Here is a 21,628-nt window from a genome sequence, read left to right as displayed (position 1 = left end):
TTTGAATACGAATTACTGTTGGTGAATCAACACACTTTCTTGCCATTGGCGTGGCAGGCGACGTGCTGACTTTTCCCATGCTGAGAAGTCAGTTACTGGGTGAACGTTGCTGTATTGCTCGTTCGAGATCAGCTTGTCTTGTACTGATTGAGGTAGCGTAACGCTGCTACGGATTGGACGCGCGTAACCTTCTGCTAGGTTGATTTGGCCTTGGTCGCTGAAGATGTATTCACGAGCCAACTTCGCCGCGTTTGGGTTTTGTGCGTATTTGTTAATGATGGTGGTGTAACCAGAAATCACTGAGCCATCTTGTGGAATGCTGACTGTAAAGCGCTCACGGTCAATCTTGTCGCGGTAGTTCAGTGCGTTGAAGTCCCACATGATTGCCACTTCCACTTCGCCTTTTTCAAGGTTCGCGATGCTTGGGTCGGTGTAAGACAGGCGGCCTTGCTTCGCTAGTTCACCAAAGAATTTAATCGCAGGTTTTAGGTTTGATTCATCACCGCCATTAGCGAATGCTGCCGCTAGAATCGCGTTGTTTGCTTGCGCTGCTACGCCGACATCGCCGACTGTGACTTTGTAGTCGCCTTCTAGTAGGTCACTCCAAGATTTTGGTGCATCTTCAACAAGGTTGTTGTTTGAAATGAACGAGATAGTACCTGTGTAAGCCAGAGCCCAGTGACCATCTTTGTCTTTCGCCCAGTCTGGAATGTCATTCCAAGTCGTTGGCTTGTATGGCTGTGTTACGTCTTTTTTCACAGCGACACGTGCAAAAGCAAAACCAACATCACCGATATCTGCGGTTGCGTTTTTCTTCTCTGCTTCAAATTTAGAGATCTCTTGCGCCGAGCTCATGTCAGTATCCTGATGCTTCAAACCGTAGTTTGCTTTCAGGTCAGTCCATGTGCCTTTCCAGTTTGCCCAACTGTCTGGCATACCCACACTGTAAACTGCACCCTCTTTTTGAGCGGCTTCAATCAGTGACTCAAGATCAGCATCTTTCGCCATCGCTGGCATTGAAAGTGTTGCCGTTATTAATGTTGCACCTATTAGCTTTGTAGATGAACCCATAAGTTTGGCTGGCGATACAGTTGAACGGCTAAGCAAAGTTTTCATTGTCTCTATCCTTCTGGACTAGGTCAGTAAGTTCGTTTTGTATGCTATCGCCGGAGTGTGACGCTTTCGCGCAACTTATTTGACAGTTCGAGTGCATTTACGTGGCAGTTATATTTCACTCATATGACAATAAGCCCTTGTTTACTGTCACATTCCTGTTAACTCCATGGTTTACCTTATTAAGCACACGAACTTATGGACTAGATCAGTAATGAGAACATTGGGCACCGGGCAGTCAGGGACACAGTTAGGAAGAATTAAGGCGAGTATTCGAGAGCAGCTTCAATCAGGTATCTTCATTGAAGGGCAAAAACTGCCATCAGAAAGAAACCTTAGCGAACTGTTTTCCACCACGCGAATCACGCTCAAAGATGCGTTGGTGTCTCTGGAAACCGAAGGTTTGATATACAGAGAAGAGCGTCGTGGCTGGTATGTGTCACCCGAACGTATCCGCTACAACCCGCTGTCACGCTCTCACTTTCATCAAATGATTCGCGAACAGCATCGTATTGCTGAAACACAACTGCTGAGTACCCGTACAGAGATGGCGGCAGGCGATTACGCCAAGGCATTAGAGATAGAGCAGATAACCCCGATACATGTGATTGAGCGATTACGATTTATTGATGGCAGAGCGGTGCTGTTTGTTGAAAACGTCTTAAAAGCGCCGTTGTTTGAAAAAGTACTGTCGGAAAACCTCACTATGTCACTGACAGGTATCTACCGAGAAAAGTATGGCTACGAGACCCAACGCTCGCGCTTTGATGTGATTCCCACTTCTGCCCCTGCGCATGTCGCCAAGGCGCTGAATTTGGCAGAGGGCCAGCCCGTTTTGAAGATCTGCCGAGTGAACTACAAACAGGACGGTGAATTAATGGATTGCGAGTTGGAGTACTGGCGCCCAGACTCTGTGGTCATTCATATTGATAGCATTGGTTAGCGTCACATGATTATTTGCCTAGGTTTAGGCTTAGGAAGAAAAAGCGAGCACATACAAAAACTCCGACTGATTCAGTCGGAGTTTTTATTTTCAACGGTTGCGTTTGATGAGGCACTAACTAAACAATCTTTTGCTCATCTTCTTCTTTGGTCGAATCGCTTTCCTTAGATAAAAAACTGGCAACGATCTCTCTCAGTTTCCCTTGATTAACCGGTTTTGGTAAAAACTCATCCATGCCTACATCGAAGCACAAATGCTTGTCTCGCTGCACGACGTTGGCCGTCAGCGCAACGATAGGAATGTGCTTTGAAGAACCCTCTTCGAGCGCTCGGATCTGTTTAGTCGCTTCGAAACCGTCGAGAACCGGCATCTGGCAATCCATAAAGATCATCACATAGTCATTGGCCTTAAACTTCTCGACACCAATTTCCCCGTTATCGGCAATATCAACCTCAAACCCAAGCTTCTTGAGCATCATCTTGGCGACTTGTTGGTTCACTCGCGAGTCTTCAACGACCAATACTTTGCCACTAAACGAAGCAGCCACTGGTTCTGGCTCTTCTTTGATTGGAGCTTGTTTGTCTGTTTGTGTGGTTGTGACAGAAGCCGTTGGTGTCGCTTCAACAGAACCCGTTGGTTTGGTTAATGGTACTGGTTCATTGTCTTTGAACGCGACCTCACCTCTATTTGGATAAGTAAAGTTTGAGGTATCCGCTGCTCTCGCGAGAACTTCACTCAACGTCCATTTAAGCTGGTTGTCTTGATAAGGGCGAGCAATGTAGGCAACAAAACCCACTTGTTTAGCGCGCGCTTCATCTTGTTTTCGTGGGTCTGCAGAGATCATCACCAGCTTAGGACACGCTTTGTCAAAACGCTCAATCAAGCTTCTTGCTAACTGGAATCCATCAATAGACGGCATCACTTTATCAATCAGCACCAGATCATAAGGCAATGACTTCGCCACAGACTCCGAAACAAGCTCTAACGCTTGGGTCGCGGTTTCACAGCACTCAGACTTAACGCCGAATGATTGAAGCTGTGTTGAGGTAATACGCATATTCAGCTGACTATCATCAACCAGAAGTACCGAAACTTTATTAAAATCGATATTGCTTTCGTCAACGTCCAAGCTCGGGTCAAAGTCAGCGGTAAAGTAGAATGTACTCCCCTTACCTACGACACTGGTTAGCTCAAGCTTGCTGCCCATTAAGGTCACGATCTTATCGCATATCGTCAGACCAAGCCCGGTGCCTCCGTAAATACGGGTGGTGCTGCCGTCGGCTTGTTGAAACTTATCGAACACCGATTGTTGCTTGTCTTCAGCAATACCAATACCACTGTCAGTTACCTCAAATTTCACTCTGAGCTTTTGGTCTGGCTCTATGACTTCTTCCAAGCGAAGTGAGAGTGTGACATGACCATGCTCGGTAAATTTGATGGCGTTGCCGACTAGGTTATTAAGCACTTGTCTTAGCTGGGTGCCATCGCCAATCACCATAGTTGGGATCTTAGGATCAATCGCCAGTTGGAACCTGAGCCCTTTCTGCTCGGCTTTAACTCTAAACGTCGATTCAACATCGGCAGCAATACCCATCATCTTCATTGGTTCTTGTTGCAGTTCTAAACGACCCGCTTCTATCTTCGAGTAGTCGAGAATGTCGTTAATTAGATCAAGGAGAGTAAGCGAAGAGGTATTGAGCATATCGACATACTCTTTTTGCTCTTTCGGCATATCCATTTCAGAGAGTAGAGACGACAGTCCGATAATCCCATTCATCGGGGTGCGGATCTCGTGGCTCATGTTGGCAAGAAATTCACTTTTGTTGCGGTTGGCAACCTCAGCGACATCTTTGGCTTTTTCCAGTTCTTGGTATTGTTGACGAATACGTTCAACAGACTGGTTATAGCTACTCTCTAGTGTCGAGATCTCGTCTCTATAAGTAGAATCGGTTGGCGTTATGAAGCGTGGTTTGTTGTCTTCAACCTGTTGCTGGTTGATCTGGGAAGACATAGTCATTAAGCGTTTGACCACGAGGCGATAGACGATCGTTAAGCAAACCAGAGACAATAAGAAGATTTTAACGGCTTCGAAGGCGAGCAATAGTAAAACTCGTTCTTCAAAGTCGTTGAGGATCATGCTCAAATCAGATTGCACCGTGAGCGTCGCTAATGGGAAATCTGTCCCCCCCATCTGGTGCACCATTTCCCAAGACTGGGAATAAGACTGACCTGAGGTCTTTTGACCTAATTCTAGAATTTTTTCATCGGGACTTTCGATAAGAAGGTAACTAACCGAGGGTAAGCGGGAGATACCTTCGGCTTGCACAAACAGTTGCTCTCGATCTTCAACCCACAAACTGGACGTTAAACCCGAAAGATAGCCAGCCTTAACCTGTTCGATCTGAGAACTGATAAAAGAAACTCGACTTTGGTACTCCACATACAACCCTAGACCTGTCACTATAACTGTGAATAAGGTGCTGATTGCTATTATAGTCCCGATCAACTGTCGGGAGAGTCCAATATAGCGTTTTCCTTTTGTCACCATACACAAATTACCATTATTGTTATCCTAGCAAACTACAATTACTCAACTAGTATAATAGTAGTCATTCATCAAATAACTAGGGAAGGTTATGAAAAAACATCTTATATTTGCATCCATAGTCAGTTTGTTTTCAAGCAGTTATGCTTTTGCAAGCGAACCTGTTCACTACTACATTATTGCGAGCCAAGCGCAACCTTTTCAGATCGAAACTGACGGGTCATCTCACAGAGGAATGGTTTCGGATATTGTTGAGGCCGTATTTGATGACAGCCAATACGAGATCGATTACCACACCTACCCTTTCAACCGCATGATTGATAAGCTCGACGCGAGAGAGAATCCAAACTGGGTAACCTACGGCAGTCCTAGTTGGGGAAATATCCAATCTGTAAACCTGTCTAAAGATCCAATTTACAATGTAAAACACGTGTTACTCAGCAGTGGCAAGGAACCATTTGAGTTCAATACTATCGACGATTTAAACGGAAAAGCGGTGGTCTTGCTGGTGGGATTCGAATATCCAAACCTAGAGCCTTACATCAAACAAGGTAAGCTCAACGAGATTCGAGTTAAAGATTACAGCGCGGCTTTTCGTGTATTAAACCGAACTCCGGGCGATACCGTTTTTGTTGAGATGGAATCGAGAATCAAATACAACCTAAACGAGCAGAAGTTAAGTATTGATGATTACCAGATGCAAGATTTTGGTTCAGTGATCAATAACTACCCTATCCATTTGGCGTTTGACCCTGAGATGGATCCTAAGCTGCAAAGCTTCATCAACCAACGTCTCGACCAAATGAAAGACGATGGTCAGCTCGATGACATCGTGCAAGGGTACTTATAGATCCTTCATTTATCTGTAATAGCGCCTAGTTGACGTTGTAGAGCACTTTTCTACTCTTAGTCACCTTAGCTCGACTTGCAACGAAAAGGCCGCTCTGCTTAGTCTAGCTTAATATTAAATTGCAGAGCGGCCTTTAAAATTTAACGTTTAGGGAAACTATCTTTGAACTTGTACTCGATAGGTTAGTGCGAAGCAATCAAATGCAGTTGTTGATTACGAAGCTGTTGTCGCACCGCCATCAAAATTTCACCTAAGCGGTTCTCACCAGTTCCATCACCACCATCGCCCCAAAAATGGTCTTTATGAGAATGCTCTTTGATCACCGAATCTCCGGTGTTAGTCAGAAACAACGCAAACTGGGGGTTCTGTCTGAACTTCTCAGTCACAATGAACTGCATCACTTCAACACGAATGTCATACCAGTCTTCTCGAACTTGGTCTTCATAATCACGACTTAAAGAGAACGCTTCAGCAGGGGTACTGGCTTCCAAAATAGTATTGCGTAACGCTTCAGAAGCAAATTTCATCGCTTGATAATAATGTTCGCTGGTTGCCCAAACTTGATCGTTAACCTTGATGGGACAAGCTGCAAAATTTGACAGGTATCCGTTTGGATCTTCAGGTTCATAAAACAGCACTTCTTTGGCTTTAGCCACAGAATTAGACATAGCCTTCTCCTTACCAACGACATCGCATATTTTTGCTTTAACTTTAAAATTAGTGGCGTTGCATATTGCTGTCAAACAACTTAGTTCAAGAGTATGCCATGAGCATGTTTTTAGTCGGGAACAAGCAATGTAAAGGCAGGACAATGGATATAAATGGTGGGAGACAAGGAGCATGGTTTACTTATAAAAAACTCACAGCCCTTTTAAAAAGTCATATAAATCAAAGGGTGGCGGTGCGCCACCCTCTTAAATGCAATAGGGGTCCTTAGTGAATAAGACCTAGTTCCCTCGCTTCTTCCAGACTAAAACCGCTTTCTCTAATTTCTCTTAGAGCTTCAATACGACGACGAGCTTCAGCGGACTTCATTTTCTTTTCTGGTTTGAAAGATACTTCTTCTTCAGCATCCCACTTGTTTGCAATATTTGTCATTTCATCATGGTTGATAGAATTAATGGACATGTTTTCCTCCGAAAAGCACCATGTAATGGACAGGTAATCTGTAGCAAATGCTATTTCACTTGTTAAGACATTCTGTACTGAAATGTGATGATTCCGACGCTTCACAAAGCTAATTAATAAATGCCTCATTTAAACTTTGCCAAAGCCATTTTCTGCAATTACATTTACAAGATTCCCCATAAGAAATGTGGTTTGATCCACCTCTCATTTTCCCCGTTCTCATTTCTTGTTTCTCACTGAAACTTCGTGAAATAACCCAAGATAAATTTCGAGGCACTTCATTCTTTTTGTGCTCATCGCTTTCACTAAATTCACTTCATGCTAATGATAATAGTTATCAATATCATAACTGAGTATTTATCATGTCTAGGGAAAATCCAGATAAACCACTTCTCGAAGTGAAGAATCTATGTGTCGATTACATCACCGATGACGGCGATTTTAATGCCGTAAAATCCGTAAGCTTTAGCATAGGCCAAGGCGAGATTTTTGGTTTGGCTGGCGAATCAGGGTGCGGAAAAAGTACCATCGCGTTTGCCATTAACCGTTTACACAAACCGCCTGCTTTCATCTCTGGAGGGAAGATACTGTTCGACGGGCAAGATCTGCTCGGTTTATCTGACGACCACTTGAACACCTTGCGCTGGAGCGAAATCGCCATGGTTTTCCAAAGTGCGATGAACTCACTCAATCCTGTACTGACCATTAAAGAGCAGTTCGCTGATGTTTTACGTTATCACAAAGGAATGACCAACGAACAAGCTAAAGATCGTGCAGAGAAGCTCCTCGACCTTGTAAACATTCCTCGTAACCGCCTCACCGAATATCCGCATCAGTTCAGTGGCGGCATGCGTCAGCGTTTGGTGATTGCCATTGCTCTCGCCCTTAACCCGAAGCTGATCATCATGGACGAGCCGACAACGGCGCTTGATGTGGTTGTACAACGCGAAATTCTGCAGCAAATACACCAACTCAGAGAAGAGTTTGGGTTTTCGATACTGTTCATCACCCACGACCTCGCACTAATGAGCCAGCTATGTGACCGCATTGCCATCATGCGCCACGGCCAGATCGTTGAAATCAACCAAGCCTATGAGATTCGTAACAACCCTCAGCACTCCTATACCCAAAAGCTATGGAGTTCTTTCCCTAACATTCACGAACATGCGCACGCGACTACGTGCTAGGAGAGCTCCATGTCACAACCTATTTTTCAAGTGAAAAACCTCGTTAAAGAGTTCACCGTCGGCGGTGGATTTGGCAAAGAAGCAATCTTTAGAGCACTACATGGGGTGAGTTTTGATTTGCATGCCGGTAAAACATTGGCGCTGGTTGGAGAATCAGGCTGCGGGAAAAGCACCTGCGCCCGATTGATGACCAAGGTTTACGCACCGACAGAGGGAGAGATACTGTTCAATGGCAGAGACATCTCTACCCTAAAAAGCCGTAAAGATATCTTGGATTACCGCAGCCGCGTACAAATGATATTTCAAGACCCATTTGGCTCACTTAATCCAACTCACACCATTGAGCACCACTTAACGCGCCCGCTTAAAATCCATAAGCAAGTTGCCACAAAACAGGCTCTCACAGAGCGTCTCAAGGAGTTATTAACGCTGGTGGAGTTACCCATAGAAACTCTCGCCAAATACCCACACGAGCTCAGTGGAGGCCAAAGACAGCGGGTTAATTTAGCAAGAGCGCTTGCGGTTGGGGCCGAGGTTATCCTTGCCGATGAACCTACCTCGATGTTGGATGTTTCAATACGACTTGGCGTGTTAAACCTGATGCAAAAAATGAAGAAAGAGTTGGGGATTGGCTTTTTGTACATAACTCACGATCTTGCTACGGCACATTACATCGCAGAAGAGACGGCGGTAATGTACAAAGGGCAGATCGTCGAATGGGGATCAACACAGTCGATCTTAACCAATCCACAACATCCGTACACTAAACTGTTGATCTCTGCCGTTCCCGATCCCGATCTGCCATTTGGCGAACTCGTCAAAAATGAGCCAAACTATTCAATAAACGCAGATCGAATTCGAGAGCAGAGCTGTGAAATACAGCATGAAATCAAGCAAGTTGCTGATAATCACTTTGTAAAACAGTGGGATAACGTTGCATGAATGAACTAGACACTTGGTTAGAGCGGATCGGAGATTGGTACAAAGACCGAAAGCATGATCAAGTGGACCGGTTAGAACCTTTGATCTTAACGCCTCCAGATGCACTCTGGGGGCCTTTGATCACGGATGAACAAAGCAAAGGCATCGCGTGTTGGTTGGATGGATGCCTGAGAATCTTTACTTTCTATCGAAACTCAATCGAAAACCCGCACCATCAAGAAAAGGCCTATCAATACCTGATGTTTGCTTACGGTAAGCTTCAGGCGGTGTCTTGTGACCCAAAAGCGGAACCCGGCCTACAAGAGTGGTGTACCAAGCGGGTACAACACTTATGTGTACTGGCTTTGGAGTTTGCTAACCAACAACAAGAACCGCGCTGGAAGGAAGAATCAGAAAAACTGATCGAATCGCATGTGCGTTTTATGGCAAGCCAACACCAGAACGATGATCAAGGTGCAGCTCTACGTCAACGCCACTGATCCACTCCACGGTTTAACCCTGATCGATCAAACACCAAAGCAGAATCCTTTCACAAATAGGATCCGTAAAAAGCACGATCTAACCTTGATCATGCTTCAGGGTCAGCAGTAAGGACTAATACATAAGCTATTGAATTTTAATCATTATGCGAATTTCAGGCAAAAAAAAGCGAGTCCCTTAGGAACTCGCAAAAATCTATTCAGTATGATGTAACAAAATATGAGCCAATCTATTAATCATAAGAAAGGACAAAGGTTGTCTATTCGGGATAAATAATAATCAACTGGATGCGTTACATTGTCAGAACTTTGTCAGCGTTAGGTGCGGTTTTAATCAGCACCTAATGTGTTCAAACTATCCATTCATCGACCGTAAATAGTGGCTTCTTGCTACTGGGTATTTCTACTGCAAAAATCAGGTCGAAAGATCAACACGCCCTCGTGATTAATGGCCAATCGCCATTTCATCGAGCGCTAGAAACACATTCTCGTCCAAATGGCCTTCGTGAACTTGTTTACACACTTTACGACGTACAGCCAAACCAGAAATCAAACGTTCAATGGACAGGTGTCGATTGCTGGTGCTGTCACGGTCGTTGTACAGCTCAATTAAGCGACTCAGTGTTTCGTATGGGATAACATCCTCCCCTACTCTCAACCAATCAAGCTTCTCAATGAGCTCTGAGCACTCTTCTTTGATTGAGGCATGTGAATGCCCGGTCATAGCAGATAAAGCCGTTATACTGCGTTCTAGAGCCTCTGTGGAGGTATATTTAGAGAGAGTAATCATGATCTCATCAGCGTTGATCTCAACAGAATGTTTACGCTGCTTAACTCGACGTCCCAATTTGCCTCTTGGCGACGGAGCTTTACGTTGAATTGGCTCAAACTCACCATCGATAATCTCAGACAGCTCTTCCAGCTTCTGCTTAGACACCATCTCATTACGCAGCGGGTTCGGTAGCGTTGGGGCCATATTACGCTTACCAGCGTTGGTGGTACGCGCTCTTGAATAACGCAACACCTCTTCAACATTACATTTGATATCAACCTGATAATCGGTGGTTTTGCCTTTTTCGATCAACGCCGTGATCGTCAAGTGATAACCCCAAAGATTCACTAGGAAAGTATCTTCTTGATCCCCTACTTCACCCAATTTTCTGAGTTCGCGGATCAAATCCATCGAGAAGCGACGCCAATCGATATTACGAGCCAACTTCTGGTTCAGCTCGCTCAGCAACATACAATCTGAGTGGCGACGTGCCATACGGCTTCTAAAGTACGAATACATTTGGAAGACCAAGGTATGTTGTTTCAGGATTTCTGGCGGAAATAGGAAGAAATAATCACGCGTCAGGAGCTCTTCGTAGAACGAAGGTTCCCAGACAAGGATATACAGGTTCGGTTTAATGCGAATTTCGCCATCAGAGCCCTCTGTAGGCGCTTCTTCCGATGCCGTAATGGTTCTAGCTAAGAATCGGAAACGATCACTCTTGAAGCCTTCTGGCATGTTCTCGCTAAGCCAACGGCCCGTGAGCTCGTGCAGTTGGAAATCGGTAAATTCGATACGGTCAATACTGTCACGGATCGAATCGCGTGCAGGACCGCTGTCTTTCTTGCCACGCAAAGACAAAATATCCGTGATGTAGAGTGGTGTTTTGTTCGGTGTGTGTTTCGCGTCGAGATGATAATCATCTTGGTGGTGATCATGATATTGGACAGTAAGCGTGAATAACGCGAACAGCGTCATCAGATCGTCAACCGTCATGATGTTTTTAGAAGATCGTGTCTCGATCACCGCTCGAGTGCCAGAGATCGAAACCATAGATTTCTGGTAGCTCTTACGGGTTCTAGGTGGCGCCAACGCTTGATCAATAATCCCCGCCCAATTGGTTGGAGAAACAATGAATTGATCCGCTTCGTCTTTCATCGTCGGTGGCGTATTCAGTCCGTGTTCATTCAGTAAGCGCTTGTTTACTTTGGTTTGAGCTAGCGCTTTAGAACGCTTCTGTTTTTCATTTTGCTTGACGCTTTCTGTCACTAAACTGGTAGCACCCAGAACCGATATCAATTGGTTTGGGTTCACAAAGCGATGCAACATGGTTTTACCCGCAAGGCCTTCTTCAAAACGAACTGGGATTTGTTTGAACAGACCAATACTTACAGCGGCTCTCAGCCTTTGTTGCAAGGCGGCGCGAGTCACTTGACCATCAGTTGATTCAATGATCTCGGTGGTGGAGACGTATCCATCTTTGCTGCTAAACCCACGTAGTGAAATTAGGTTAAGAAGCTCAACGATGCTTTTGGTGACCCCTTTGAAGTGTTGATATTGTTCTATCCATTCAACGGCTGTTTCAGATACCTCAAATAAATGACCATCTTTGTGGCTTCGTGCCTTAATTAACAATTTCTCTTCTGGTTTCATTTTTGATCCGTATCACACTAACCGTAATTTCACTATAGTTCCTGAATGATAAAGAAAGAATGATCATAAATAAAGAGAATTTATTGGCTTTTAAATAACTGATCTTTTTGATTAATATGATCTTAAATGATTAAGTGATCTAATGATCTGGCTTTGAATTTGCTTTTAAGTATGTGAATTATAAGTGTTTAAAAAAATCCAATTAGAAAGCATGATCATAAAGAACCCGAAACGATGATCATTAAATTAAAGAAAGCATGATCACAGAACTTCAGAACGATGATCATTAAGTCATTGTAAGCATGATCATTATCGGTTCGAAAGCATGATCATTATGCTTATACAGCTTATCCACAGTCCGTAATTGATCAAGTTGTATTAAGCGGCTTCTAAGTCACCTATGTGGATATTTTTGACAGCCAATTCATCGGAACAATGATCAAGTAATGGGGCTTTTATATCGTTCCTCCCCTTTTATGTTTAAAAATTGGTCGATATTGGTCACAGCGTCAGTGGTTGGGCACTTTTAGCTCGCAACACAATAAATCAGGAAGCATGATCATGAAATTGTCATGTTTCTGCATTTCCATTCTGTGTCGATTGAATTTCTAACCAATCAGGCCTTATAGAGCTTGAATCCCCATTGCAAAAGCATTTGTCCGTAAGTTAGCTCTAAATCTATATGCTTCCGGAACGATATTTACTTGATCATTTTTCCGGAGGTTGATCATTTCGAACGGGCATTCATACGGATCAATATTGATGAGTTTACACCTTGATCATGCTTCATAATATGGACTTATCAATTTTCTTACGAGTTATGTATCCCATGATCATTCTTCCGGTTGAGGCTCAATTCTCTTTTGTTTAGTGACATCTCTTCTTCGCTTTATTTTCTATTAACTAAGCGATTTTTTAGGGTTTACTCTTTGTTGGTTGAAAATCTATCAATTTCGAATGCAAATCACACCAACCGTAATCTATACTTGTGTTTCAATCGTTCCGAAGATTTTTCTCTGAAATTCTATTTACATTGTAAATAAGTGATGCTGTAACATTTTAAATGTAAGGATGAAATAGAACGGTTATACATGACAAAAAAGGTCATTTTTGTGTTCGTATTAGCCGTTGTTTCATCAAACTGTAAAAATACAGTCTATTTTATGTGATTTTACTCATAAATGTATGTTCATGTTTTTGTTGTGTTTGTTGTTAATCGCTGTACAATTTGTACTTAGTTAATCATTACGGAAACTGGCAATGAAAAGAGAACAAACGATTGATAAGCTCTATCAGCTGGCCGAACAAACTCAACAAGTTCAGGCTGACCGAATTGAGATTATTCTGGAAGAGCGAAGTGATGAACATTTCCCTCCAATGTCTAAAGCTATGATGGAGACGCGTTCAGGCTTAACTCGTCGTAAATTGGATGAGGCTATCAACAAGCTTGAAGCGGATGGTCATCAGTTTACAAAGAACAACGCCAATCATTACTCGATTTCATTGACTGAAGCTCACATGCTGATGGACGCAGCTGAAGTGCCGAAGTTCCACCAACGTAAGCAGCATGTAGACAATAAGCCATGGGTTATTAACGTACAGAACCAAAAGGGCGGTACGGGTAAATCAATGACAGCGGTTCACCTAGCGGCTTGTCTGTCTTTGAACTTAGATAAGCGTTACCGTATCTGCTTGATTGACTTGGATCCACAAGGTTCTTTGCGTCTGTTCTTAAACCCACAAATTAGTGGTGCAGAGCACGACAGTATCTATTCTGCTGTTGATATCATGTTGGACAACGTGCCAGAAGGCCAAGATGTTGATCTTGAATTCTTGCGTAAGAACGTACTTTTACCAACACAGTATCCGAATCTAAAGACGATCTCGGCGTTCCCAGAAGACGCGATGTTTAACGCTGAAGCGTGGCAAAGCCTATCTCAAGATCAGTCACTTGATATTGTTCGTCTTTTAAAAGAGAAGCTTATCGACAAAATTGCTGATGATTTTGATGTGATTATGATTGATACCGGCCCGCACGTAGACCCTCTAGTGTGGAACGCAATGTACGCATCGAACGCTCTTCTGATTCCATGTGCTGCCAAGCGTTTGGATTGGGCTTCAACGGTTAACTTCTTCCAGCACTTACCAACCGTGTACGAGATGTTCCCGGACGACTGGAAAGGGCTCGAATTTGTTCGTCTAATGCCAACCATGTTTGAAGACGACAACAAGAAGCAGGTATCAGTATTAACTGAGATGAACTACCTGTTGAATGACCAAGTAATGATGGCCACTATTCCAAGAAGCCGCGCTTTTGAAACCTGTGCAGATACTTACAGCACGGTTTTCGATCTAACGGTGAGCGACTTTGAGGGTGGTAAGAAAACTCTGGCTGTCGCTCAAGACGCAGTACAAAAAAGTGCTCTAGAATTAGAGCGTGTATTACATAGCAACTGGCCTTCACTTAATCAGGGATAACAAGAATGGCGATTAAAACATCTGACTTAAATGCAAAGCTATTTGGTAAAGCAAACAAACGTCGCGTAGCTACGCCACAAGAAGCTCAAACAGCGGCTAAAGAGCAGGCTCAAGTGATCGAGCTTTCTGTTGCAGGCGAAGAATTGGTTTCATTTGAACTAGTTAGAATCCCGGCGGCTGACGTAGCAACTCAAACGGTTGTTTTCGAAGAAAATGCTCGTGAGCAATCTTTCTTAAACGAGCACGCGCTTTCTGATGTTCTTACAACATTGAAAGAACGTGGCCAGCAATACCCAGCGGTTGGTCGTAAAAACAAAGACGGTAAGATTGAAGTTCTTGATGGTAGCCGTCGTCGTATGTCGTGTATTTTGGCTGACAAAGAGTTCCTTATCTATGTTGCTGAAAACATCAACGGCGAACACGCTAAGTTCCTATCTGATGTTGCTAACGCTCATAAACCGCTTTCTCTGTATGAGAAGGGCAAAGAGATGCAAGCGAAGCTAGATAAAGGCGAAGCTGAAGACCAGAAAGCACTAGCGAAAATGTTCCAGTGCAGTGAAGCTTTGGTGAGTGGCGCGTTGAAAGCGGCGGCTTTGCCTCTTGAACTGCTACAAGCTTACCCAAATGTGAGCGATCTTGGTCGACCAACCATTGTTAAGCTACACAAACAATTCGGTGGCCTGACTGGCGAACAGCAGCAAATATTACTGACTAAGTGCGATGCTTCTGAAGGTTTTGTATGGCAGCGTAGCGAAGCACAAGGTGTTACGCGTTTAACTAAAGACGTTACTGAAACTTTGGAAGGTTGGATTCTTGAATTGGCGCCAGCGCCAGCGAAGAAAGCTTCTCCAAAAGTTGAGCTTATTAAAGGCCGCGCTTCATACAGCCGTAAGGGTTCAAACTTAGCGTTGAACCTTAAGAAAGTGGATGATGCGACAATGGAAGAGATTTTAGCCTTCGTTCAATCGAAGCTCGACTAAGTCGACGACTTTCCATTACGACTCTAAAGCCGCATTATGCGGCTTTTTATTTGGCTGTGATAAACTGTGTCTAGATGAATCTGGACGCTAATTATGAAGAACCCAACAAACACTTTCCTACATACTCTTTCCCAAACAGCCGAGCATAATCAGCATCGTTATGGCGTTGTCTTTTCTGGTGATAGTGGTTGGCAAGACGCTACGATTCAAAGCTTTCTTGATGCCTCTTCAGCACAAACAGTTTTCCAGATGGGTGGTTCGCCTTTTCTATCGGTAACACATGTTCCGGTTAAAAAGGGGCAACAACTCTTAGGCCGTGAATGCCAACTTCTTGTTTGTGATTTTAGAGAGCAGTTTGATGCCAACAGTTTTAGTGCGGCACTAGGTGCGTTAGTCGGTGGCGGTTTGTTGTTGGTTATCCCGCCCAAATCCGATGAATATGAAGAGGGTTTGAATTCTACTTTTGGAAAACGTTGGTTAGCGTCTAACTTCGCCAAACTGTTTTCTGTTTCACAAGACGATGAACAGCTAACGCAACTCTATACTCGTAATCCTTTGCCTGAAGAATTAACCCAACCGATTTTGTTCGATAGATTTGAGCAACAAAAGGCGGCAGTAGAGTTAGTCAAGAAAGTCGTCTCTGGACATCGAAAGCGTCCCTTGATTCTCACTGCAGACAGAGGTCGCGGCAAGAGTTCGACATTAGGTATCGCGGCAGCGGAGCTTTTGGTTGAGCGTCACGGGCTTAACATCATTGTTACCGCTCCTTCTGTTAAAGCGGTTGAGCCAGTATTTGCTCACGCAAGCCAACGGCTAGGCCCTTGTGAAGTTATAAGTACTACTAACATCGGCCATCAAGGTGGCAGCCTAAGATTCGTCGCACCGGATGAACTACTTCAATCTAAGCCTGATTGCGACCTGCTATTGGTTGATGAAGCGGCTGCTATTCCAATCCCTATGCTCAAGTCCATGGTCGGCATTTATCATCGTATGGTTTTTTCAACCACGGTACACGGTTACGAGGGCAGTGGTCGAGGGTTTGGGATTAAGTTTGAATTTTGGCTTTCTGTACACCGCCCTGGTTGGAAAGGCTTTAAGCTCGAACAACCTATTCGTTGGAATAACAACGACCCACTAGAAGCTTGGTTGTTTGACTGCTTCCTGCTTGGTAACGACGCGTCGCTAAGTGACTCGGCGATTCATGAGTTAGATAACTTTTCTGATAAGACAATCAACCAATTAAATTTAGTTGAACTATCAAAAGCAGATTGTTTGGCTAATCCACACAAGTTACAACGATGTTTTTCTCTTCTTGTGGATGCTCATTATCAGACGTCGCCCAATGACTTAATGCAGTTCCTTAACAATCCAGCAATCCACTTGTACGCTGCCTGGCAGCAAGATGAATGTTTAGGTTGCATGTTGGTCACTGAAGAGGGTGGTTTAGATAAAGATTTGATTGCTCAGATTCAAATTGGAAAACGCAGGCCTCAAGGACACCTTGCTCCTGTGTTGCTGGCAAACCAACTAGGCTGTACAGAAGCGGCCACCAGTCGCTGCCTTCGAGTGATGCGCATTGCAGTTTCAACTCGTCATCAAGGTTTGGGCATTGGTGGTTGGATGTTGGCTAAGTTATCAGAGCAAACCAGCCAAGCGGATTATCTGGCGACAAGCTTCGGTGCGACTAGTGAGTTGATTTCATTCTGGCGCGATAACGATTTTGTACCTGTCCATATTGGCCACCAGCGGGATCAGGCAAGTGGCTGCCACTCGGTATTGATGGTTAAGGCGCTTACCTCAAACTCCCAAAGCTGGATTAACCAAGCTCTAAGTCACTTCGAGCGTAGCTACTGCTTTCTTGTTGCAGGTTCTTTAGTTTCACTTGAAACCGAAATGGTGCGCGTACTGCTGCCAAAGAGTGTCGATACCGTTAGCGAGTTTGAAACTCAGTTAGTTAGAAATTACGTGAACGGTGGCAACAGTTACGATGCGATTAGCTTCAGCGTACTGAACTTGATTCTACTTGGTAACGATCGAAACATAGGTATTTCTGACTTACTCATCGCAAAGGTCGTTCAGCAGAAAGAGTGGGGGACTTGTGTTGAACAGTCTAATCTTGTTGGTCGCAAACAAGCAGAGATTCAGTTTCGTAAGGACGTCGATGTTTTGCTAGCAAATTTACAGTGTAAATAGACAAGCCATCATTTAAATAGACTGACCGTTACAAATTAGATTTACAGTGTAAATTAGAATCTTGGATTTACACTGTAAACTGAAGCTCCATATTGAAATCCGTTTTTACCTTGATTATCAGCTTCATCACTTCTGTTCCACTTCTCCATAACAGCCTTTAATCTTCTAAAGCTATTCGCCTTTACTATCTTGCTCTAATATCGAATCGACATTCAATCACACGAAATATTCTGAAAAATTTCCCTATGTATTTGTAAAGGCGAAGTAGATCATAAAATGTGTAAGTCTTATTTATGAGTCATGTTTGCAGAATCGAAAGTAAGTGATGTGACGCTGATTATTTTAATAATGTGATACTCAGCGCAGAACGAATTATATAGACTGAATAACAACTGAGTCATTAGGGATACTCAATTCGAATGTGGGATAACATTGTTACATTGTCAGAAGACAAGAAACAAGTGGTGGCATGTCTGCCGTCGGGGTTTGTGGTTGAAGCAAGCTTTGATAACACGACGTTGCCACCAACCTTGGAAGCTTTGGACGCATCAAACTATTTTCTTTTTGAAGAAGAGGTGTTGCGCTTCGTCACTCTTGCCAAAGAAGGTAAAGGGGAAGCTTACGAAGGAGTCTTGATTGCCGAAGTTCGTAACGCAAGCGTTGCCGTCGAACTGTCTGATGACGAGATGCTGGCGAGTCTGGTGGTGACGGGACCACATCATGGACACGCACTGCGCGGGAGCGACATCATTCATTGTTTAGCCCAAGCCCACATAACAAAGGGAATTAATAAGTTAGCGCTCAGAAAAGTGCTGATGATGAGTAACAAGCTTAAACCCGGTGAAAAGTTTACTCAACCCGTCGCGAAAGGGACGCAGCCAGTAAAGGGCAAAGATGCTAAGTTTGCCGCCTTGGTTGAAGACATTACTCGCCAAGTCTTGAAGCCTCGCAGTAAAGACGAAGGCAAGATTGATATGCGAGACTTGGGGCAAACCATTACTGTTGGTCAAAATGATCACTTGATGAAGCGTACTCCCGCGACCAAAGGCATCGCTGGCTTTACCGTCCAAGGTCGAATTATCCCACCGCTTCCTGGACAAGACAGTTTAATTAAGCCTGGAAAGGGCACTTACATCTCCCCTGACGACCCCAATTTATTACTCGCTTCCTTTCCTGGATTACCCATAATCAAAGATAGAACTATTGAAGTAGATGACGCCTTGTGTGTTAGCAACGTAGATGTCTCAACCGGACACGTTAAATTCAAAGGCAATGTCTTTGTCTCTGGGAACATTGAACCGGGAATGATCGTTAAAGCGACAGGAAGTGTCACGGTTGGTGGCTTTATTGAATCGGCAGAAGTCCAAGCACAGGGTGACATAAAGGTCGCGAAGGGGATTATCGGTCATACGACTAAAGAGGGTGAGCCGAAAAGCTGCAAGGTGTTTAGCAAAGGTTCTATCACAGCAAGCTACGCGCAGAACGCCGAACTCCAAACCGCCACCGACCTTCGACTGGGTGTGCACAGCATGAGTAATGATATTCGTTGTGGTAACAACCTTATCGTGATGGACAGTTTGAAGAAGCACGGTACGCTCAGTGGCGGCGAAGCTAGAGTCGGTGGGAAAGTGGAGTGTGTCTTTTTAGGCGTAGAAGGCGATACCGCAACCAAGGTACACGGATTTGCACGTTACGATGGTTACCGACAAAAGATAGCCGAGCTGAAAGAAACTTATAAACACGCTCAAGAGCAGACCATGGATGTGATTCGCCAAGAGCTCGAATTTAAGAAGCGACCAAAAGCGGAACGAAGCGAAGAGCAAGCACTAGAAATTGAGCAGCAAAGAGAAAAAAATAATCTTGCGATCGAAAATACTAAATCACAGTTGGATACGCTTGAAGCTGAGTTTGAAACCAACCTTGCTGAGTGCACAGTTGAGGCGCATGAAAAGGTGTATACGCGAGTGACGATTCAATTTTGTGATGAGACAGTCACCACCAAGCGAACCCATGGCGGCAGCGTTTTCTCGTTCAACCAATACGAGATTCAATGTTCATTCAAAATGGAGCAAGAAGATATCTCGTTGTAATGAATTACTTTGAAATTGACCGACCCTGAATAGAGCGGCTCGAGCTATTTTCTACTCATTAGAACAAACAAAAAAAGGGGGAGCTGATGCTCCCCCTTTGCTTTTGCTGATATTGATTTAGTTAGATTCTTTAAGTCACATGCGCGCTTTAACTTGCTGCTCTTACCTTGCCTTGCTTCAAGTCTGACAGAACTTGTGCTTTCGGGCCGTCGGCAATAATACTGCCTCTCTCCATCACAATCACTCGATCTACAATATCCAACATCGATGTTTTGTGGGTGATAAGAATCAATGTCTCGCTTGGCAATAACTGGTTGAGTTGATGTTTGATGTGCATCTCCGAGCGATTATCCATCGCACTGGTCGGTTCATCCATCAAAAGCACGGGTGGACGTCCTAAGAAGGCTCTCGCTATGGCAATCGACTGACGTTGACCACCAGATAGCAATGCACCACCTTCGCCCACTTGGCGTTCTAAGCCTGCTGGATCTTGCTGAGTAAACGCGGTCACGCCTGCACGGTTGGCTGCGTCCATCACATCACGGTCATCGACCAACGGTCGACCTAAGGTAATGTTGTCTCTTACTGAACCGTAGAACAGGTTACTGTCTTGCGGTACACAGCCTATATTGCGTCGTACATCAACATGATGCAGTTGTTCCATGTCAGTGTCATCAATGCGCACATGGCCTTCTGTAGGCTTGTATAGGCCCATAATCAAACGTTCTAGCGTGGTCTTGCCTGAACCAATTCGACCAATGATCGCGACTTTTTCACCGGGTTTGATATTAAGGGTTAGGTCTCTGATAGAAGCGACAGGCGAGTCTGGGTAGTGGAACGTCACTTTATCTAGCGCAATATGACCCTGAATAATCGGACGGTGGATGTAGCGCTTACCTTCTTCCTGTTCATCAGGCATCGACATTACTTGTTCAATCAAAGTCATTGATGACTTCGCTTGGTTGTAACGTGTAGAAAGCAAAGACAGTTGAACAAGAGGGCCAATTGCACGGCCGCTCAACATGGTCGCGGCAATCAAGCCACCCATAGTGAGTTCACCTTCTGCGATGAGGTACACACCAAAAATGATCATACCTACATTGGTACTTTGTTGAACAAAGCCAGCCGTGTTTTGGATGCTGTCGGTGATGCGGCGACTTTTGATATTCCAGTTTGCCATGTGCGCAACCGCTTCTTCCCAACGGAATTGGAACTGACTTTGCGCGCTGAATAGCTTAACGGTTTCTAACCCAGCCAAGCTCTCAATTAAGTTCGCGTACTTCTGAGAAGCAAGTCGAGAGCCTTCTTCAATCGTACGACGCAGTGGCCCTTGGATTAACAGTGCATAGATAATCAAAATGACCACACCGACGACAGGAACAAACACAAGGTTTCCGGCCATCAGCCAAATTAACGCCAAGAACATCAGCGCGAATGGTAAGTCGATTAACGAGCCAATAGTTGCTGAGGTAAAGAACTCACGGATTGATTCAAATTCTTGCAGGTTTTTCGCGAAAGCGCCAACAGAGGCGGGCTTTGCTTCCATGCGAATCCCCAGAACTTTACTGAACAGTTTAGAGGAAATTAAGATATCGGATTTTTTCCCCGCGACATCAATGAAGTAACTGCGCATTAACTTGAGAAGCAGATCGAAAAGGAAGACGACGAAAATACCACTCGCCAACACCCACAGGGTTTCAAAGGCAAGGTTAGGGACTACTTTGTCGTACACCAAACGAGTAAACATTGGCGCGGCAATGGCGAAGATATTGATCAGAATGGATGCTATCAACACGTCACGATAGATGTTTTTAGATTCCCAAATAGTGCTCCAAAACCAGTGACCTTTGCGTGTTTTTAGAACCTCTGGTGAACGTTCATCATAACGGAATTGTTTTTTTACCAAGAAGTAGCGGCCGATGAATTGTTCTTTGAGTTCATCGACTGGAATGACGATAGGCACCATCCCGCTTTCTGCGGTGATGATCTCTGCTTCTTGTTTTTCTAAATCGATACTATTTAGAACACATGCTTCGCCCTGTTTGAGAAGTAGAATAGCAGGCAGAATCAGGTGAGGAATACTTTCTAACTCGGAACGGTTTTCTTTCGCCACTAATCCCGCTCGTTCAGCTGAACGAGGGAATAGGAAAGGGGTTAGCTTTCCATCGGATAGTGGTAGCCCATTGATCAACGCTTCGGGCGAGTTAGCTAACCCGTAATACCGACTAACGTAGATCAGTGAGTTTAATAGTGGATCTTGCATGCGATATAACCC

15 protein-coding genes are annotated in these 21,628 nt (G+C 44.3%); 9 read left to right on the top strand and 6 right to left on the bottom strand.

Annotated elements, in window-relative coordinates:
* Positions 1-12 precede the first annotated feature (12 nt).
* Positions 13-1,116 carry an ABC transporter substrate-binding protein gene (locus AC3CHU_RS18640; protein WP_171315119.1) on the bottom strand — a complete coding sequence of 368 codons (1,104 nt, stop codon included), beginning with the start codon at positions 1,114-1,116 and terminating at the stop codon, positions 13-15.
* 211 nt (positions 1,117-1,327) lie between these two features.
* Here AC3CHU_RS18640 and AC3CHU_RS18635 point away from each other — a divergent pair, with 211 nt between their 5' ends.
* Entirely contained in the window at positions 1,328-2,056 is a 729-nt protein-coding gene (locus tag AC3CHU_RS18635; protein WP_065206523.1) for a UTRA domain-containing protein, read from the top strand.
* 118 nt (positions 2,057-2,174) lie between these two features.
* Here the strand turns inward: AC3CHU_RS18635 and AC3CHU_RS18630 are convergent, their stop codons facing one another.
* Entirely contained in the window at positions 2,175-4,604 is a 2,430-nt protein-coding gene (locus AC3CHU_RS18630) for a response regulator (RefSeq protein WP_488519526.1), read from the bottom strand.
* Between the two features lie 88 nt (positions 4,605-4,692).
* Between AC3CHU_RS18630 and AC3CHU_RS18625 the strand changes: the two genes are divergently transcribed.
* Entirely contained in the window at positions 4,693-5,451 is a 759-nt protein-coding gene (locus tag AC3CHU_RS18625; RefSeq protein ID WP_146455227.1) for a substrate-binding periplasmic protein, read from the top strand.
* Positions 5,452-5,633: 182 nt separating this feature from the next.
* Here AC3CHU_RS18625 and ybiA read toward each other — a convergent pair whose 3' ends face one another.
* Complete coding sequence (ybiA, locus tag AC3CHU_RS18620; RefSeq protein ID WP_102450073.1) at positions 5,634-6,194, bottom strand: riboflavin biosynthesis intermediates N-glycosidase; 561 nt, start codon at positions 6,192-6,194, stop codon at positions 5,634-5,636.
* A 190-nt stretch (positions 6,195-6,384) separates the two neighbouring features.
* The gene (locus AC3CHU_RS18615; protein ID WP_004732575.1) at positions 6,385-6,579 is read right to left on the bottom strand and encodes a PA3496 family putative envelope integrity protein; all 195 of its coding nucleotides are present in this window, start codon (positions 6,577-6,579) and stop codon (positions 6,385-6,387) included.
* A 362-nt stretch (positions 6,580-6,941) separates the two neighbouring features.
* Here AC3CHU_RS18615 and AC3CHU_RS18610 point away from each other — a divergent pair, with 362 nt between their 5' ends.
* Genes AC3CHU_RS18610 through AC3CHU_RS18600 form a run of 3 tightly spaced genes read left to right on the top strand, consistent with a single transcriptional unit; the run spans position 6,942 to position 9,187 of the window.
* Entirely contained in the window at positions 6,942-7,766 is an 825-nt protein-coding gene (locus AC3CHU_RS18610; protein ID WP_488526161.1) for an ABC transporter ATP-binding protein, read from the top strand.
* 9 nt (positions 7,767-7,775) lie between these two features.
* Positions 7,776-8,708 (top strand): ATP-binding cassette domain-containing protein, encoded by a 933-nt coding sequence (locus AC3CHU_RS18605; RefSeq protein WP_017078405.1) that lies wholly within the window; start codon positions 7,776-7,778, stop codon positions 8,706-8,708.
* Positions 8,705-9,187 (top strand): hypothetical protein, encoded by a 483-nt coding sequence (locus AC3CHU_RS18600; RefSeq protein ID WP_054546038.1) that lies wholly within the window; start codon positions 8,705-8,707, stop codon positions 9,185-9,187. Before AC3CHU_RS18605 ends, AC3CHU_RS18600 begins: the two co-directional genes overlap by 4 nt.
* 445 nt (positions 9,188-9,632) lie before the next feature.
* Here the strand turns inward: AC3CHU_RS18600 and AC3CHU_RS18595 are convergent, their stop codons facing one another.
* Positions 9,633-11,612, bottom strand: a complete 1,980-nt coding sequence (locus AC3CHU_RS18595; protein WP_004732568.1) for a replication initiator protein RctB domain-containing protein — start codon at positions 11,610-11,612, stop codon at positions 9,633-9,635.
* A 1,260-nt stretch (positions 11,613-12,872) separates the two neighbouring features.
* Between AC3CHU_RS18595 and AC3CHU_RS18590 the strand changes: the two genes are divergently transcribed.
* The 4 genes from AC3CHU_RS18590 (at position 12,873) to AC3CHU_RS18575 (ending at position 19,353) form a co-directional block, all read left to right on the top strand.
* On the top strand, positions 12,873-14,090 hold the full coding sequence (locus AC3CHU_RS18590) for a ParA family protein (RefSeq protein WP_004732566.1): 1,218 nt from the start codon (positions 12,873-12,875) through the stop codon (positions 14,088-14,090).
* Positions 14,091-14,095: 5 nt separating this feature from the next.
* Positions 14,096-15,070 (top strand): ParB/RepB/Spo0J family partition protein, encoded by a 975-nt coding sequence (locus tag AC3CHU_RS18585; protein ID WP_065206531.1) that lies wholly within the window; start codon positions 14,096-14,098, stop codon positions 15,068-15,070.
* Between the two features lie 93 nt (positions 15,071-15,163).
* Entirely contained in the window at positions 15,164-17,263 is a 2,100-nt protein-coding gene (locus AC3CHU_RS18580; protein ID WP_146455221.1) for a tRNA(Met) cytidine acetyltransferase TmcA domain-containing protein, read from the top strand.
* Positions 17,264-17,682: 419 nt separating this feature from the next.
* A complete protein-coding gene (locus tag AC3CHU_RS18575; protein ID WP_065206533.1) occupies positions 17,683-19,353 on the top strand; it encodes a flagellar assembly protein A in 1,671 nt (556 codons plus the stop codon).
* A gap of 148 nt (positions 19,354-19,501) precedes the next feature.
* Here AC3CHU_RS18575 and AC3CHU_RS18570 read toward each other — a convergent pair whose 3' ends face one another.
* The gene (locus AC3CHU_RS18570) at positions 19,502-21,616 is read right to left on the bottom strand and encodes a type I secretion system permease/ATPase (RefSeq protein ID WP_017078412.1); all 2,115 of its coding nucleotides are present in this window, start codon (positions 21,614-21,616) and stop codon (positions 19,502-19,504) included.
* Positions 21,617-21,628: the final 12 nt, after the last annotated feature.

It is taken from the genome of Vibrio sp. QJM3NY_39, assembly GCF_057785895.1.
Note: the sequence above shows the minus strand (reverse complement) of the source record. Positions and strands in the feature narration are given on the sequence as shown.

What these genes read in the sequence shown, in the direction of transcription:
- AC3CHU_RS18640 (WP_171315119.1), bottom strand. Translation starts at nt 1,116, where the DNA reads ATGAAAACTTTGCTTAGCCGTTCAACTGTATCGCCAGCCAAACTTATG.
- AC3CHU_RS18635 (WP_065206523.1), top strand. Translation starts at nt 1,328, where the DNA reads ATGAGAACATTGGGCACCGGGCAGTCAGGGACACAGTTAGGAAGAATT.
- AC3CHU_RS18630 (WP_488519526.1), bottom strand. Translation starts at nt 4,604, where the DNA reads ATGGTGACAAAAGGAAAACGCTATATTGGACTCTCCCGACAGTTGATC.
- AC3CHU_RS18625 (WP_146455227.1), top strand. Translation starts at nt 4,693, where the DNA reads ATGAAAAAACATCTTATATTTGCATCCATAGTCAGTTTGTTTTCAAGC.
- AC3CHU_RS18615 (WP_004732575.1), bottom strand. Translation starts at nt 6,579, where the DNA reads ATGTCCATTAATTCTATCAACCATGATGAAATGACAAATATTGCAAAC.
- AC3CHU_RS18610 (WP_488526161.1), top strand. Translation starts at nt 6,942, where the DNA reads ATGTCTAGGGAAAATCCAGATAAACCACTTCTCGAAGTGAAGAATCTA.
- AC3CHU_RS18605 (WP_017078405.1), top strand. Translation starts at nt 7,776, where the DNA reads ATGTCACAACCTATTTTTCAAGTGAAAAACCTCGTTAAAGAGTTCACC.
- AC3CHU_RS18600 (WP_054546038.1), top strand. Translation starts at nt 8,705, where the DNA reads ATGAATGAACTAGACACTTGGTTAGAGCGGATCGGAGATTGGTACAAA.
- AC3CHU_RS18595 (WP_004732568.1), bottom strand. Translation starts at nt 11,612, where the DNA reads ATGAAACCAGAAGAGAAATTGTTAATTAAGGCACGAAGCCACAAAGAT.
- AC3CHU_RS18590 (WP_004732566.1), top strand. Translation starts at nt 12,873, where the DNA reads ATGAAAAGAGAACAAACGATTGATAAGCTCTATCAGCTGGCCGAACAA.
- AC3CHU_RS18585 (WP_065206531.1), top strand. Translation starts at nt 14,096, where the DNA reads ATGGCGATTAAAACATCTGACTTAAATGCAAAGCTATTTGGTAAAGCA.
- AC3CHU_RS18580 (WP_146455221.1), top strand. Translation starts at nt 15,164, where the DNA reads ATGAAGAACCCAACAAACACTTTCCTACATACTCTTTCCCAAACAGCC.
- AC3CHU_RS18575 (WP_065206533.1), top strand. Translation starts at nt 17,683, where the DNA reads ATGTGGGATAACATTGTTACATTGTCAGAAGACAAGAAACAAGTGGTG.
- AC3CHU_RS18570 (WP_017078412.1), bottom strand. Translation starts at nt 21,616, where the DNA reads ATGCAAGATCCACTATTAAACTCACTGATCTACGTTAGTCGGTATTAC.